Source organism: Microbacterium sp. UNCCL10, from assembly GCF_000746195.1.
GTDB lineage: Bacteria > Actinomycetota > Actinomycetes > Actinomycetales > Microbacteriaceae > Microbacterium > Microbacterium saccharophilum.
In genome coordinates, this window is the sequence record NZ_KN050821.1 from 1 (window position 1) to 15,243 (window position 15,243).

At 65.8% G+C, this 15,243-nt stretch carries 12 protein-coding genes, 2 pseudogenes and 1 other annotated feature; of the genes and pseudogenes, 3 read left to right on the top strand and 11 right to left on the bottom strand.

Going from position 1 to position 15,243, the window contains the following annotated elements; all coding sequences use genetic code 11:
* Together BR85_RS14160 and BR85_RS14165 are read right to left on the bottom strand one after the other, a co-directional pair.
* A pseudogene (locus tag BR85_RS14160) lies at positions 1-457 on the bottom strand (transposase); the annotation flags it as partial.
* Positions 24-158, bottom strand: a sequence feature (AL1L pseudoknot). It overlaps the preceding pseudogene by 135 nt.
* 54 nt (positions 458-511) lie before the next feature.
* A pseudogene (locus BR85_RS14165) lies at positions 512-979 on the bottom strand (helix-turn-helix domain-containing protein); the annotation flags it as partial.
* Between the two features lie 184 nt (positions 980-1,163).
* Between BR85_RS14165 and BR85_RS14170 the strand changes: the two are divergent.
* Positions 1,164-2,459 carry a hypothetical protein gene (locus tag BR85_RS14170; RefSeq protein ID WP_028497236.1) on the top strand — a complete coding sequence of 432 codons (1,296 nt, stop codon included), beginning with the start codon at positions 1,164-1,166 and terminating at the stop codon, positions 2,457-2,459.
* A 240-nt stretch (positions 2,460-2,699) separates the two neighbouring features.
* Here BR85_RS14170 and BR85_RS15895 read toward each other — a convergent pair whose 3' ends face one another.
* The 6 genes from BR85_RS15895 to BR85_RS14185 all read right to left on the bottom strand — a co-directional run bounded on the left by BR85_RS15895 (position 2,700) and on the right by BR85_RS14185 (position 9,190).
* Positions 2,700-3,773, bottom strand: coding sequence for a glycosyltransferase family protein (locus tag BR85_RS15895; RefSeq protein ID WP_424960596.1), 1,074 nt, complete (start codon positions 3,771-3,773; stop codon positions 2,700-2,702).
* Entirely contained in the window at positions 3,770-4,915 is a 1,146-nt protein-coding gene (locus tag BR85_RS15290; RefSeq protein ID WP_081782828.1) for a glycosyltransferase, read from the bottom strand. The genes BR85_RS15895 and BR85_RS15290 overlap by 4 nt, the downstream gene beginning before the upstream one ends.
* Positions 4,912-6,024 carry a glycosyltransferase family 4 protein gene (locus BR85_RS15295; protein WP_197018642.1) on the bottom strand — a complete coding sequence of 371 codons (1,113 nt, stop codon included), beginning with the start codon at positions 6,022-6,024 and terminating at the stop codon, positions 4,912-4,914. The genes BR85_RS15290 and BR85_RS15295 overlap by 4 nt, the downstream gene beginning before the upstream one ends.
* On the bottom strand, positions 6,021-6,905 hold the full coding sequence (locus tag BR85_RS15300; RefSeq protein ID WP_269319971.1) for a glycosyltransferase: 885 nt from the start codon (positions 6,903-6,905) through the stop codon (positions 6,021-6,023). Before BR85_RS15300 ends, BR85_RS15295 begins: the two co-directional genes overlap by 4 nt.
* A gap of 164 nt (positions 6,906-7,069) precedes the next feature.
* Complete coding sequence (locus BR85_RS14180; RefSeq protein ID WP_231478745.1) at positions 7,070-8,647, bottom strand: sugar transferase; 1,578 nt, start codon at positions 8,645-8,647, stop codon at positions 7,070-7,072.
* A gap of 102 nt (positions 8,648-8,749) precedes the next feature.
* Positions 8,750-9,190 carry a VanZ family protein gene (locus tag BR85_RS14185; protein WP_081782830.1) on the bottom strand — a complete coding sequence of 147 codons (441 nt, stop codon included), beginning with the start codon at positions 9,188-9,190 and terminating at the stop codon, positions 8,750-8,752.
* Positions 9,191-9,444: 254 nt separating this feature from the next.
* On the opposite strand from BR85_RS14185, the gene BR85_RS14190 reads away from it, so the two are divergent.
* Entirely contained in the window at positions 9,445-10,956 is a 1,512-nt protein-coding gene (locus tag BR85_RS14190) for an HNH endonuclease signature motif containing protein (RefSeq protein WP_051526418.1), read from the top strand.
* Between the two features lie 141 nt (positions 10,957-11,097).
* Here the strand turns inward: BR85_RS14190 and BR85_RS14195 are convergent, their stop codons facing one another.
* The 3 genes from BR85_RS14195 to BR85_RS14205 all read right to left on the bottom strand — a co-directional run bounded on the left by BR85_RS14195 (position 11,098) and on the right by BR85_RS14205 (position 14,273).
* Positions 11,098-11,946 (bottom strand): hypothetical protein, encoded by an 849-nt coding sequence (locus tag BR85_RS14195; protein ID WP_028497239.1) that lies wholly within the window; start codon positions 11,944-11,946, stop codon positions 11,098-11,100.
* 68 nt (positions 11,947-12,014) lie between these two features.
* Positions 12,015-13,583 carry a tyrosine-protein kinase domain-containing protein gene (locus tag BR85_RS14200; protein ID WP_081782831.1) on the bottom strand — a complete coding sequence of 523 codons (1,569 nt, stop codon included), beginning with the start codon at positions 13,581-13,583 and terminating at the stop codon, positions 12,015-12,017.
* A 96-nt stretch (positions 13,584-13,679) separates the two neighbouring features.
* A complete protein-coding gene (locus tag BR85_RS14205) occupies positions 13,680-14,273 on the bottom strand; it encodes an arsenate reductase/protein-tyrosine-phosphatase family protein (RefSeq protein ID WP_081782832.1) in 594 nt (197 codons plus the stop codon).
* Positions 14,274-14,348: 75 nt separating this feature from the next.
* Here BR85_RS14205 and BR85_RS14210 point away from each other — a divergent pair, with 75 nt between their 5' ends.
* On the top strand, positions 14,349-15,179 hold the full coding sequence (locus BR85_RS14210) for a CPBP family intramembrane glutamic endopeptidase (protein ID WP_231478746.1): 831 nt from the start codon (positions 14,349-14,351) through the stop codon (positions 15,177-15,179).
* Positions 15,180-15,243 lie beyond the last annotated feature (64 nt).

A 15,243-nucleotide genomic window follows, 5' to 3' on the forward strand; every position in this document is an offset into this window, starting at 1 on the left:
GTCTTGGCGGCGTAGTAGCTGCTCGGAGCCACCTGCAGCAGTCTGCAGATGAGCTCGACTCCGAGTCGGCGACCGTCCACGACGTCGTCCTTGTTCGCGTCGATGAACGCGACTACTTCCGGTAGTGGCGGTCGAGCTCCGCCCCGAAGAAAGACGCCGCCCGCTTGAGCACCTCGTTGGCCCGACGAAGCTCCCGGTTCTCCTGCTCAAGCTCCCGCACCCGCTGCGCCTCGGCGCTGCTCACGCCCGGGGTGACGCCGTCGTCGATGTCGGCCTGCTTCACCCACATCCGCACGGACTCGACCCCGTAGCCGAGCTGCGTCGCGACGCGCTGCACCGTTCCCTGAGTGACACCGAGCTCCGCGCGCAGCGTCCTCACCATCCGCACCGCGGCGGCCTTCTCCTCGTCCGAGTAGCGACGCGTCGTCGGCTTCCCATTCGCCAGTTCCTTCGGCATAACTCCATCCTCGTTTCCAAGGTAAGGAGCCTCCAACAAACTCAGGGCGCTTCAGTACTCGGTCGCATCGAGTTGCCAGCACGCGTTCGGCGCGGGATACACGAACCGGCGAAACGACGCGCGCGGCCGCTTGTTCGGCGCCGCCCGAGCGACTCCCGCGTCCCGGAACACACGCGACAGGGACGCCGTCGACGGTGCCGGCAACCCCATCGCGGTCATCTTCGCGTGGACGCTGATCGGCCCGTGATCCAGCCCCGACTGCTCCAGCGACGCACGCACCTGCAGCGCTTGAACCTTGATGTCGTCGCCCAGCTGCGTTGGTGAGGTGTGCGGCCTGCGTGACTTCGGCTCGAGCAGCGCGGCAGGTCCTTCGGCGACCGCGCGCGAGCGCAATAGGTAGAACGTCTTCCGCGAGATGCCGTGCTCGGCGCAGAACGTCGTCACCGCCCCGCGCGGCGCGTCATCGGGCCACTGCGAGATCGCGAGACGGACACGGGGATCAACAGGCTCATTTCTGCTCACACCTACATGAGAGCGGCGGAAGTGTCACCACGAACAACCCCGGAAGTGTCACCGATGTCCTGATGCACTCTCGTCACCGATGTCCTGCGAGATGACACTCCAAAAGGAAAGGACGGAACGAAACTCAGGGCGAATCAGAGTGCCGGGCTCGCCGTAGACTCGACTTAACCGAACCGGGGGTGCCGTGGGGACGATCCTGCTCTGGGCTTCAATGAGCCTCGCGATTGCGTTGATCTGGAAGCGCAGTCCGCACGTCGTGCTCGGCTTCATTCTTGCGGCGGTGGTCCTCATCCCGTCGCTCGTTGCGCCGGTCGCTCAGTATCTCGTTGTTGCGCATTTGATCGTGCAGATGCTTGCACGCCCGCAAGCAACCGGCCGTGCAATCGCCCAACACTCGCTACTCTTCGCCGTGGCGCTCTACGTGACCGTGTTTGGCGCCGTGACGAGTTGGGTTGCAGACGGTTCGCTATTTGTCGAACTCCAATACGTAGCTGGCGTCGCCATCCTCCCAGTCACCTTCTTCGTGTTGTCGCGCCAGGCTCTGGCCGATGACCCGCGTCGGGCGCAATACCTAACCGGTGTTCTGATTGCATTGGTCGTGTTCGAGGTTGGCCTGGTGTGGCTCCAGTTCATTACGGGAGAAGTCCTCGTGTGGGAGTCCTACTTCTCCCAGCAATGGTGGTGGAGCACCAATCTCGTGAAAGTTCAACCCATCGGGACCTTTGGTCATTGGATCCCGGTGAGCGGCTTCCTCGCAGCCAGTCTGCCCTTCGTCTGGGTCGCGCGAAACCCCCTTTTCCGCGTGATCGTGTTGCTCAGCGCGCTGGCCACGATCATCCTGATCGGTGCGCGGACTGGAGCTCTCATTGCAGTCGTCGGGATTGCCGTGATGATTCTGACATCTCTAAATCTCCGGTCGCCCGCGCGGCTGCTCGGCTCGGTACTTCTCACCGGCACGCTGTCCGTCACGGCGTACTTGCTGATTACTTCCACGTTTGCAGCGACTTTGATCGGCAAGCTGACCAACGACGGGACCTCGACTTCTCTCCGGGGCGAGGCAACGAAGTGGATAGCAGAGAACTGGACGAAGTTCTTCATCTCGGGGTACGAGGGCGATACTGATCTGCGGCAATCTGGGGTGCTCGGGTCGAGTCTGGAGAACGCGTTCTACATGTTCGCTCTGCGCTATGGCGTGCTGCTCACACTCGTTCTGCTGGCCATGTTCGCAGTGATGGCGCTGCGGCTGCTACCTCACACTGGCCCTTACAAGTGGGCCGCGGTGGCGACGTCGATCGGGGTTGGTATTTCGTTCATCACGTCGGGGTCGTTCGGCTCGGGTGACTCAGTTGGCCTCATGCTCTTCTGGCTGGCGATGGCGTTGGGCGCCCTGCCCGGCACCGAGGGCGCCCCGGCCGATGACGGCAAGGGCGCACTTGTTGCGCAGTCGAAGAAGCTGTCACCGAGCTCCGGTCAGTTCTGAATCCTGATCAGATTCCGAACTGATACTCAGCTACGTGGGTCGCGATGCCCGGATCGACCTCGCCCGCCGACGAGGCCCGCGGCTCGACGACGACAGAAGGGGCCGGACCGCATCCTTCTTTACACCGCCGCCGACGTTGGCTCGCACCTGCGGTTGGTTCAGCAAAAGAGGATCTGATCGCCGTGGAGTCGCACAGAGGCGATGTCCCAACTCCGCGTCGAGCGCTTATCCCAGCTACGGTCAGTCGATCGACCACCGACGGCGCGGGAGATCCTCGATGAAGGATTGAAGGCGCGACGCCTTCGCCGACCAATCTTCTTCCTGCGCGCGATCTATGCCACGGCTATTGGTGCCATTCGGCACTGCCCGGGCACTAGCGCCGATGCTTCGTGAGGAGTCATAAATGATCACACCCGCATCAGAAGCATTGTCGACGCCTGCGATAGGCGGCGAAAGGACGTAGCAACCGCTCGCAAGATACTCGTACAGCTTCATTGGGCTACGACCCGAATTCGACGGGTGCGCGTTTAACGGGAGCAAGCCAACCCGCGCCCGCGCTAAGAGTGACGGGACTGAGTCGTAGCTGACCGGCCCATGGACGCGAACATTCTGTGGGAGTGGGCCCGGTGGGCCAACCGAGACTGGGCCGTAGATGTCGATCGGTTCGTCACTGGCCGCAGCAAGGTCTGCAACGGCCCCCCAGTCGAAACGAGCGTCAACGGCTCCTACGTAGATGTATCCCGCTCGTTTGCTGCCGGAATGATGGGGTGAGAATCTTGAAAGATCAACGCCGTTGCTGAGCATGAGGCCCGGTATCTTGCCCATGCGATATGCCTCGAGGACCGGCGTTGATGTTGCGACGACCCCATCCGCTGAGGCCGAGAGGAGCGAGGCTCTCGCAACAAGCCTCGCATCGGTGAAGAGATCTGTCGGACGGAAGACGATCGTGCAGCCCGTGAAGCCTTTAGGCCACAACAGCGGCTGATCGACTATCAATACGTCCGCTCCAGCCACGCCCATCCTCTTGAGTGCACGGGCCAGTTGTCGGACCGTCCACCGTGCCTGTGCTGGCAGGAGCGGCCGAGGGATATAGTGACGTACTCCGGCCGCCGAGACCGTGACACCCCGCTCCTGCGCTGCTAGACGATCCGGCTCGCCCTTCCTGAGGATCTTATGGGTGACGCTTAGTGGTGTAGATACGTGACTGACGCGGTTGCCGCGCTCGGCGAGGGCTTCGCTCAAGTGATGGCTCCCCACCACGAATGGACCGCCTGCAAACGTGTGGCTAAGGAAGACTACGTCGCGGATATTCAAGACGCACTACCGTCGTGAACTGCCGCGTCGAATGTCCGTTCAAGCTCTGCCGTACACGTTCGAACGTTGAAATCAGTCTGCGTCCTGCGTCGGCCTTCTTCGCCGAGCGCCACCCGGCTTTCCTCGTCGGAGAGTAGCGTGACGATGTTCGATGCAAGCGCGGCGATGTCACCTTCCGGCGCTAACAACCCAGTGATGCCATCGGAGACTGCTTCAGTTACGCCACCGTGCGCGTATGCAACCGCTGGGATACGAGCTGCGGCGGCCTCGAGAAACACCATGCCAAAGCCCTCGGCGTCGCCATCAGCGGCGTACTTGGATGGCGCGGCAAAGACTCGGGCGGACGACAGCGCTGCCGAAACTTCCGCGGGTCTTTGTGTACCGAGAAAATCTACTTTCAATCTGTACCGTGCGGCGACTCGCTCTAGGGATCCTCGAAGCGGCCCGTCGCCAATTACTGCAACACGGAGATTGCTCGGGACCGCCTGGTCTGCCTGCGACAGAGCTAGAAGGAGATCCTCCGCGCCCTTCTTCTCGACCAATCGCCCGACGAACACGACATCCCACTTGACTTCTGGGTTTGGTGGCAATTCGATCGGCGAGGGAACTCCGATATACCTAGTCACGACCTTGCTGGGGTCGGCTCCCCAGCGTATTGCTTCACCCCGAATGAAATCGGATACCGCGACGATTGTCGTTGCGGTCGCGAAGAGGCGTCGCAGGCGGTAGCGTGCCACCAGCCCGCGTGCTCCGCGCTGAGCCGGCCACCGCGTGATGTCGTGCCCATGGAGTGTGACCACGAGCGGGACACCGACGGAGCGTGCCGTCTGTGCGATGATCCAGCCGTCGCGCGCGAAATGGGCATGAATTAGGTCGGGGTCGACCTCTCGCACAAAGCGGCGGACGGCGCGTGATCTGCCGGTCCGATGGAATAGCTTTGCTCGTATCCGGCCAACCCGAGAATTTGGGAACACAAAGCGGTCTGAGTCCCGGGACAGGGCGCTCGGCCTGCGAACCGATCCCACCAGGAGAGGCTGCCAGCGACTAAACGAATCCACTTGGTTTCGGATGAATGTCTCTGACGGGGGGAGCAACTCGAGGTGCCAGATGAGCGCGCGCTTCCGCGGTTCCTCACCGGTCATATCGACCACTCCTTTGAAGTGGTGCGACCGCCCTGTGTAGCGGAGTGAAGTCGATCGGCTAGTGTATGCCGAATAGTCGTCGCCGACCGCTCCCAGGTGAAGCGGGCAGCGTTCTTGGCCCCTCGCGCGATTAGGTCGGCTCGCAGAGCTGGATCAGAGTCAATTCGCTCGATTGCGTCACGAATGGAAGCCTCATCGGTCGGATCGAAGTAGAGGACACTCTCGCCAAGGACCTCCCTCATCGATGCGGCGTCGGAAGAGATTACCGGGCACGAGGACCGCTGTGCCTCTAGGGGTGGTATGCCAAACCCTTCATAAAGCGAGGGAAAGGCGAAGGCCGTTGCACTGCGGTAGAGCACTGCTAGCTCGTCGTCGGCGACCCGTCCCAGACGCTTGACGCGATCACTTCCCGAGACCGATGTTGATGAAAACACGCGATCCTGACTCCCGACAACGACAAGGCGCTTCAAAGTTGTGAGATGGGCGCTGTCAAAGGCGCGTTCCAGACGGCCGAAGTTCTTGTGAAGGTTGGGGGATGACACCGCCAGCAGATAGGGAGCAGACGCGTAGCAGGCACCATCGGGGCCGAAAAGGTCAGATACTCCGTTCGGCACCACCAAGATCTTGGCGAGCGGAATTCTGTAGTGCGACGCGATCTCGGCCTTAGAGAACTCGCTGACTGTGATGACCATCTCGCTCCGCCTTAACAACGGCGGGATAAGCAGCCTGTAGAGCAGTCGGAATGCGCGGGAGAAACTCGACGGGAACCTGACGTAGGTGATGTCATGGTGAGTCACGAACTGCGGTCGGTAAAGAACAGGTCCGGTGCTGGCTAGGTTCAGGAGCGTGGGCGTTCCCGCTCGTCTCAAGTACCGGGGTAGATCGATCTGCTCCCAAGCGTGCCCACTTAACCGACCAGTCTGGACAACTGCGGCCTTTCCGAGGTCGACGGTCTCGAGGTCTCCAGGCGGCGCGATGACTGTGAGATCCGTTTGTTCTGCGAGCGCGCGCGTAACCTCTGATGCGAATCTCTGAACACCTGTCATCGGCTGAGTGAGAAAGCGGCCGTTGACGAACACTCTGGTTGGCATGCTCTTGCTTTCCATCATTCGAAGTTCCACCCGCCCGACCCCCAGAGCGAATCGAGCGCACGACGCTGATTTTGAGGAGTGTGGTCTTGAAGGTATTCCGACCAACCACGCCGATTCGCCTCCGCCCAGAGGGAGAAGTGTCCTCTGTTCATCGAGCTTGTCATTTCGAGGAGCCCCTGTTCTACGGTGAGGCTATCGGGGAGATCCGTGAACGCAGGGATGCGGCGAACAAGAATTGGGAGACCAACGTTGTTGGCATCGAGGACGGCCAGCGGGAAGCCTTCCCACGCCGCGCTGTGTATGTACAGGTCGATCCCGGCGAGCATCTGTGCCACATCGGCCTGATCCATCCAGCCGGTCACGATGACTTCCTGATCAAGGTTGCGCGAGTCCCCGCTTCCCATCCATAGCGCCTCAATCGGCCCTACGGCATCGCGGATGGTTTGGACCACTCGGGAAAAGTAGCGTGGATCCTTCTGCGAAGTGAGGCGCCCGAGCATACCGATGCGAAAGACTCCGTCGGCCCGTGCGGGGCGGGCGGTGACGGACATTGCCGAGACGTTGGGTACGAAAATAACCCGGCCGCCAAGCGACCTTATCTGCCGTGCAGTGCGTGCTTCTCCTCGCCCGCAGGCTGCAAGCGCGGTGGTGGACGCGCCCAGAAGCTGCTCGACTCCTCGGAATGCGATCCGTTTCGCTCCTCCCACATCGCGTCGCTCGAAGGCGAAGCCATGGGGTGAATAGACGACCGGGGGTCGGGTGCGGCGACCCGTCGGTGTTCGCGCATAGAGCCCGGGAAAGCTGGAGTGCGCGTGGACGACGTCAGCGCCCATCTCGGTTGCCACAACGCTGATTCGCTGGGGGGACTTGGCTATTGATGGGCTACCGAGATCCCGCATCTCTGCCTCCACGCCCGTCCAAACTGCCGCGGGCGCGGAGCCTACGAAGGGAGAGAGGATCGTGTGTGTGAACCGAGATGGGGAATTTGCGATGTAGCCTCGCACCGCCGCCGGGACTCCGCCTGTGAGTCGGTCGACGACATGGAGGACCCGGGCTTGCCCGGTCAAAGTGCGCTCTCGCCGGGAACGAGCACCGTACGAACTGTCTTTGCGAGGATAACTAGGTCAGCTATGAGCGACCAATTCTCTACGTAGAAGAGGTCCAACTTCACTGCTTCCTCCCAACTTGTTTCGGAACGCCCGCTTACCTGCCACAGACCCGTGACACCGGGTCGCGCCAACAGGCGTCTCTTGGCCGCGTCTGAGTAGAGGGCGACTTCGTCCGCGATCTGTGGGCGCGGACCCACCAGGCTCATTGAGCCGCTGAGCACGTTGAAGAACTGGGGCAATTCGTCGAGTGAGTACTTGCGGATGAAGCGGCCGATCGGCGTAATACGCGGGTCGTTCTTGATCTTGAACAGCGGTTGCGTATCGGTGCCCTGCGCCTCAAGAAGCGACTTGAGCTCTGCGTCGGCACCCACGCGCATCGAACGGAACTTCAGCATGCCGAAGGGCTCGCCGTTCAGGCCGATTCGCTCTTGGCGATAGAGCACAGGACCAGGGCTGGTGAATTTCACCGTCAGAGCCACGACGAGCAGAACGGGCGAGAGAACGATGACGAGAACCGCGGCCCCGACGAGATCAACGCTCCTCTTGAGGAAGCGCTGCCCCGAGCTAAACCGTGGCGTCTCGACGTGGATGAGCGGTAGCCCAGACACCGGACGACTGTGCACGCGCGGGCCCGCGATGTCGGTGATGCTCGGCGCGAGCACGAGGTGTTGGCGGCCGGCCTCGAGGCCCCACGAGATCTCTTTGACCTTGTTGGGTGGAAGGTCATCGGTGCTCGTGACGACCACCGTGTCAGCGCCCGTCACGGCCAGCGCGCGGTTGATTGCGTCGACGCTTCCCATGATCGGCAGCGACGTGCCCTCGATGACGTCGGCCACGGCGCCGTTCGGCACACACGCGCCGACGACCTGGTAGCCAGCATCGGGACTGCGCTGCAGATCACGCGCGATCTGCGTGACCGACTGGCGTGAGCCGACGAGTAGCACCTTTGCCGAGTAGCGACCCATCGAGCGCTGGGCGACGAGCCACTGGCGCCAGAGCCAACGGGTCAAGACGAGAACCGCAATGCCGACCGGCAGCGAAATCAGCAGATAGCCCCGCGCGACGTCGATGCGCACGAGGAAGGCGATGATCGCGATCGCGCCGAACAAGCCGAAACTCGCGCGCGTCACGCGCGCGTACTCCTCGGTGCCGGTGCCGATCACGCGATCATTGCGCGAATCGGCCAGGGCGAGAGCCAGCATCCACAAGAGTACGAGAAGCGCGGAGAACAGCCAATACGAGAACTCAGTGATGCGGCTGTCTTGCCGCACCGCGACGTCGACGCGGCCCCAACCGAACCACAGCAGCTGCGTGCCATACACGACCCACACCAACACGATGAAGTCGGAGATACGCAGGAAGCGGGCGAAGCGCGAACGCCAGTTGTCGTGGGGCGGCGGTAACACGATGCGGCCGGATGCCGTCGTCACCGGTTCGGGCTTCGGCTGCGCGAGTGTTGTGGCCTTCGCGCGCGAGGTCGCGGCATCCACACTCATCGCCTCACCTTCCGTCGCATCCGAGACATCGGGCATGACCGTACCAGGCTCATGCGACGAGAGAGTTTCGTGAGGCGACATGGAGGTTTCCTGAGGAGCAAGGGGTGGTGTCAGGATACCCGTCGGATGAGGACAGGCTCATCTGAGGCCGTTCGGCGCGGTCCGCGCTGCACGAAAAACCTCGATAAAGACGACGAGCAGGATGCCGACGCACGCGCCCGCCGTATTCGCCACGACGTCGAGCATGCTCGGGGTGCGGGCCCCCAGCGCGACCGCTTGGACGCACTCGATCGTCACCGTCGCGACGAACGCGATCGGCAGGGTGAGCCAACGGTTTCGCGTGAGGATGAGCGTCAGAAGGAACCCGAGCGGGATGAAGAGGGCGATATTCGCGGCGAACTCGATGCGCGGATAGGTGAGCACCGGCAGGATGCGAGTGATCAGCCGGATGAGCGGCCCGGCGCCCTGGTCGACCGGCGACGGCCAGAAGGCGACGCCGGCGAGGAGCACCACATACAGCGCGAGGTAGGCGCGGGGATCGCGGGCGAGGCTTCTTGTGGCTAGTGGTGCATCGGTCATCGGGCCTCCTGGAAAGCGGGGCGCCGCGACGATGCGCGCTGGAAGGCACGAGTTTAGCCGAGGCGGTGCGCGGGGTGATGCGCCGTCAGATCATCGGAGATCGCCGCGACGACCTCGGCGGCCAGCGCGCGCGCAGTCCAAGCCCGTACAAGTCCGTACGCATCGCCTCCTCCCCAGGCGCGTGGATCGGCGAGTTGTCCACAGATGGACAGGTTTTAGATTCGAATGTCGGAGGTGTTTGAGATGATTTACGTATGACATTCCTCGAAGATATGCACGATGCCGTGGAGCGGCTTCGCGTGTTCTCTGAGCTCGATGTCGACGCGGCGGGGCTGCCGACCTCCGTGCAAGAACTCAGCGACGAGTCGGTGCGCGAACTGATCGGCGAGGTCGGGCAGATCGCCACCTCGTGGCAGACGCTGCAGGCCATGCTCGCCGGGGTCGTCGCGCAGCGCTCGACGCGCGAGCTCGGTCAGGGCGGCTTGGCCGCGACGGGCGGGTTCCGCACGCCGGTCGAGATGATCCGCACGATCACCGGCGTCACGCGGGGCGAGGCGACGCGTGCCGTGAAGGTCGGCGAGGCGATGCTCGAGGGGGCCGGCCGGGCTGATGTTGCCGATGGTGACGTGACTGGGTCTGAGCCTGGGCCTGTCCCTTGGCACGCGCCGCTGCGTGAAGCGATGCTCGCGGGGCGCCTGACCCCAGCCCAGCACGACGCGATTCACCGCGGGCTGGGGGAGCCTCCGCACGAGGGACTCGTCGAGGCGTGGCGGCTGGCGGCCGAAGAGCTCGCGTGCGACGCGGCGCAGTGGACCGTCGAGCAGCTGCGCGATCACGCGCGCACGCTCCGCGACATGCTCGACCAGGAAGGCGCGCAGGCGCGATTGCGGGCGCAATACGACGCGCGGTCGGTGCGGATGTGGCGTGACGCCGACGGGCGGCGCCGATGCGACATCACCTTCGACCCTGAAATGGGGGAGTGGTTCGAGTCGCTGTTCGGTGCGGCCCTGCGCCCCCGGCGCGGCGGGCCGCGATTCGTCGCCGAAGGGGAGAAAGAAGCCGCGGCGGCGCTCACCGATGATCCGCGCACGAACGAGCAACTCGCCTACGACCTGCTGATCGACGTCGTCCGCTCGGGCGCGCTCGCCGAGGCGAAAGATGTGTTCGGGGCGCGCGAGCCCGGCGTCCGGTTGATCGTGATGAAAGACGCCGTCACCGGCGACACCGTCCACCGCGACGCGTTCGGGCGACTCATGGCTACCGGGCACGTCGAAGACGGCGGCACCACAGTCGACGGTGCCACCATCGAGCGGGCGCTCTGCCTCGGCGGGAGCGTCGAGGTGACCGTCGACACGACCGGCAAACCCCTCGACGTCGGACGCCTCGAACGGCTCTTCACCTCGACACAGCGGGTGGCGCTCGCCGTCCGCGACGGTGGATGCATGTGGCCCGGCTGCGATCGCCCACCGGCGATGTGCGAAGCGCACCACTGCGTCCCCTGGGGGCAAGGTGGCTTCACCGATATCGACGACGGGATTCTGCTGTGCCGGTTCCATCACATGAACCTGCACTTCCGCGGATGGGCGATCGAACGCGACGGCGACGGGCGCTTCGCGCTCGTACCGCCGGCGGATGCCGCGGGTGGCGGTGGTGGTGGCGGGGATGGGCGGGTCGGCGCGATTCGGCTCGCGTCGAAGTCACCGCTGCGGTGGCTGTGGGATCCACCACCGGATCGGCCGCGGTGGAGAATCGGTCGCGCAGCGTAGGCGGTTGGGGTGGGTGTGGGGGATCGGGGCGGGCGGAGGGCGGCGCGGCTTGAGGGCGCGGCTCAGGGCGGCTCGGGGCGCGGCTTGAGGCGGTGCGGATCGGGCGGTGTCGGGCGGGCGGCTCGGGCTGGGGTGGACAGCTCAGTCCAGGCCGAACACCGAATCGCCCGACCAGAACACGAGGTCCTCGCCCAACAGGGACAGTGCGGCGGGAGCGGCGACATCGGTGAGAGCGGCGGCATCCACATCCGAGATACAGCCCAACTCGGCGCCCTCCACTTCCGTGAACTGCGTCACCGTCACCCCGGCCTCACACTCGTCGGACACATGTGCCACAACGATCGTTCCGGCCACGGCGTCGAGAGCCACGGCATCCGGAGCGAGAGTCGTCCACTCATCGTTCGACCACACGAACGCCGACCCGTCACACACGATTCCCGTCACCGAGCGACTCGTGCGCGCGCTCCGCGCCTCGGCGCACGGCGCCGACAGCGCCGTGCTCGCAGCCGTCACCGACGACCGATCCTGCGGCGACACGAACGTCGTCGCACCGAGCATCTGCGGATACGACTGCCACGCATTCCCCGCCGTATACGTCCGCAACACCGTCGGCGCACACGTCGCATCCGTCGCCGCAACCACCTCAGACGCGCGCGAACCGAGCGTCGCCAGCGCAACAACCTGCACAGCCGAGTCGGGAGTCACATCCACCCACGAATCGCCGCCATCCGACGAGTACTCCACGACCGGCGCCGCGCCACCGCACACACCGCTCGTCGCGCGCCACACATCCGACCCGTCGATCGCCAAGAAGCGCTCCGCCGCATCGGCCGTCGCCGCCGGCGGCACGGTCGCACTCGGCGTCGGGGTGCCCGACGCGCGATCACCGAAATCGAACGTCGGCGCGGAGCGCGCACTACCGATCGGAGCAGACGTCGCCGTGCTCTGCAAAGCGAGCACCGACAACGCACCCACACCGATCGCCAGCACCGTGATGCCGAGAGCACCCCACACTCCGTGCGCGGGACGTCCCCCGCGTCGCCAGCCCGCCATCCGCGTCAGGACTGGTCGCTGCGGCGAGTCGGCGGCAGCGGCGGCTGCCCGCCATCCGGCTGCGTACCGGTCACACGCGCGCCGCCGACCGACGGACCGAAGCCCAGGTCCTCGATGCTCGTACTACTCGGCACCTGCGCGATCGGACCCCGGCGCTTGCGGCCCTTCGCGGCCTTGCTCGCGACGTCCTGCTGCACGTACCCGCCATACCCGCCGTAGCCGCCGTACCCATACCCGCCGCCGTAGCCGCCGTAATACGAGTCGGGCCCGCGGGTCGGCACCATCGACATCACGATGCCCGCGACCTTCGCGCCCACCGTCTCGAGCGCATCCGTCGCGCCCTGCAACTGGTGGCGAGTCGTGCGTCCTGCGGCGACGATGACGATCGCGCCGCTCGTCGCGCGAGCGAGAATCGCGCCGTCCGTGACCGGCAGGAGCGGCGGTGCATCGCACAACACCACGTCGAAGTCACGCTCGAGCACATCGAGCAGCGTCTTCATCTGGTTCGAGCCGAGCAACTCGCTCGGGTTCGGCGGAATCTTCCCCGCCGGCAACACATACAGACTGCGGCCACCCCACGGGAGCATGACATCCCCGACGCGGGCGCGGCCGATGAGCACATCGGTGAGGCCGGCGCCGCCCTCGATGCCGAGGTACTCCGCGACCTTCGGCTTGCGGAGGTCGGTGTCGAGCAGGGCGACCCGCTTGCCGGCATCCGCCAGCGCGATCGCCAGGTTGATCGTCGTCGTCGACTTGCCCTCACTGGGCACCGAGCTCGTGACGACGAAGCTCGAGCGGCCGCCCATGTCGAGGAACTGCAAGTTGGTGCGGAGCGCGCGGAACGACTCGGCCCGGGGGCTGAGCGGGTCGGCGTGCACGATGAGCGGCCGCTCCTTGGCCTTCGGGTCGTACGCGATCGCGCCGATCATCGGCGCCTTCGTGACCTGCTCGGCGTCCCGGGGCGTGCGGACCCGGGTGTCGAGCACCGAGCGCAGCACGGCGATGCCGATGCCGAGCGCCAGGCCCACGAGCGTGCCGAGCGCAAGGTTCAGCGGCGTGTTCGGGCTCGCCGGGCTGAGAGCCGGCTGCGCGTCGCGCACGCGGGTAAGGCGGACGGGGCTGACGTCGCTGTCGTTCGGGGTCTCGATGCTCTCCACGGCGCTCGTGAGGCTCGCGGCCAGGGCGTTCGCGACATCCGCGGCGCGGACCGGGTCGGGGTCTTCCACAAGGATCGTGATGAGCGTGGAGTTCAGCGCCGACGACGCCGTGACCGACTGCGCGAGCTCGCCGGCGGTGATGCCCAGCTCGAGCTCGGCGATGACGGGGTTCATGACGATGGGCGTCGGAACGAGCCCGACATATGTGTTGATGCGCGCCTGCGTGAAGCTCGAGCCTTGCTGCAGCTCGGCGACGGTGCCGCCGGTCTGCGTCGAGACGAACACGGTGCTGGAGGATTCGTACGTGGGCGTCCGGGTGAGGGAGTATGCCGCCGCCGCACCGAGGCCCAAGAGGGTCGCGACGAGGATGATCGCCCAACTCTTGCGCAGGATGCGGATGTAGTCGCTGAGCTCCATGGTGCCTCTCGGATGCGGCGCGCCGGAAACGCGCGCCGTGATGGGGGTCGTCTCAGTCTGCCACAGGGCGGTTTCGCGGCGGTTTCACGCTGTCGTTCAGGCGACCGCGAGCCGCACCACCCGGACCACCTGGTCGACGGCCGGATCGAGCTGCGCGCCGGAGAGCTCGTACGTCGCCCACGACCGGCGGAACGGGTCGATGACGTCGTCGTCGTCCGCCTCGGCCGGGCCGAGCGCGAGGCCGCGCTGCGACGCGACGACGGCGGCCGCGGCACGCACCCGCGCCGAGGCGTCCGGGCCGGCCGCGGCAGCGGCATCCGCGATCGTCTCGTCGGGGAGCGTGGCGGCCAGGCGGGCGAACTCCCGGAACGTGAACGTCGACCGCAGGCGGGCGGGGGCGAGTTCGGCGACCGCGCGGCGGTGGTCGCGGGTCATCGTGAGGATGAGGTCGGGGCTGTCGAGGTGACGCTCGGTGAGGAAGCGGGACCGGTGCGCGCGGGCGTCGTCGCCCGTCACGCCGCGGAGGGTGGCGAGGCGGATCGCCTCCTCCGTCATCGGGGCGCTCGCGAGCCCGCGCGTGCCGGCGCTGTGCACCCGCGCGTCGAGGTCGGCGAGGCGCGTGCGCAGCAGCAGCTCGGCCAGCGGCGAGCGGCAGATGTTGCCGGTGCAGACGGTCAGGATCTCGAACACGATGTCACCTTCGGCTGGGGGGATGCCGGAGCACAGGGGGCGTGGAGCGGTCCGCGCCCCGGGTAACGTGGGCGCGTGGACGAACAGCCTATCGACGTGATGGCACCCGCCGAGACGCAGCCGGCGGCCGCGCCGGTGGAGCCGGTCGCGCCGGCGTTCACCGCCCCGTCGTCGCGAGCGCGGACGCGCCGCGCGGGCCGCACCGACTGGCGTCTCGGCGGCCGCACCGTGCGGCCGTGGCGCGAGCTGACCCTCGCGTGGGCGTGCTTCAGCCTGGGCGCCGGGGTGCTGCTCGGGTTCGTCATCTCCACGTCGTGGGCCTCGCCGTGGGCCTCGTTCACCGCGACGGCGGTGCTGTGGGTGTCGATGCTCGTGCCGATCGTGTGGGCGTTCCGACGGTCGCGCCCGGTCGGGCTGCTGAAGCTGCGCCCCATCGACCTGCTGTACGGCCTCGCGCTGGGCGTCGCGCTGCGCATCTTCCAGGGCGTCGTCGCCGAGATGTCCGGCACCGGCGCCACGTTCCCCACGTTCACCACGTTCGACGGGCAGCTGCCGGCGCTGTGGTGGCTGACGGATGCCGCATCTTCGGTGCTGATCGCCCCGGTCGTGGAGGAGTTCTTCTTTCGCGGAGTCATCCTCGTCGCGCTCTACTCGGCGCTCCGCCGCCCATTCGGCAAGCTCACCGCGGGCCTCGGCGCAGGCCTCGTCTCCACGGCTCTGTTCATCATCGTGCACACCGTCTCCGGGGCCATCGCCCCGGACACCGCCGTGTCGCTCGCCGCGGTCGGCGCGACCTGCGCGCTGCTCGTTCTGCTGACCGGACGCCTCTGGGGCGCCGTGCTCGTGCACATCGTCTTCAACACCACGTACTTCGTGCTGGGCCTCGTCGGTACGTTCGCCGGCTGAAGTATCGCTAGCATGAGCGCAGGCGGCCCGAACCGCCCGGAAACAGACGGCCCGAACCGTCTGC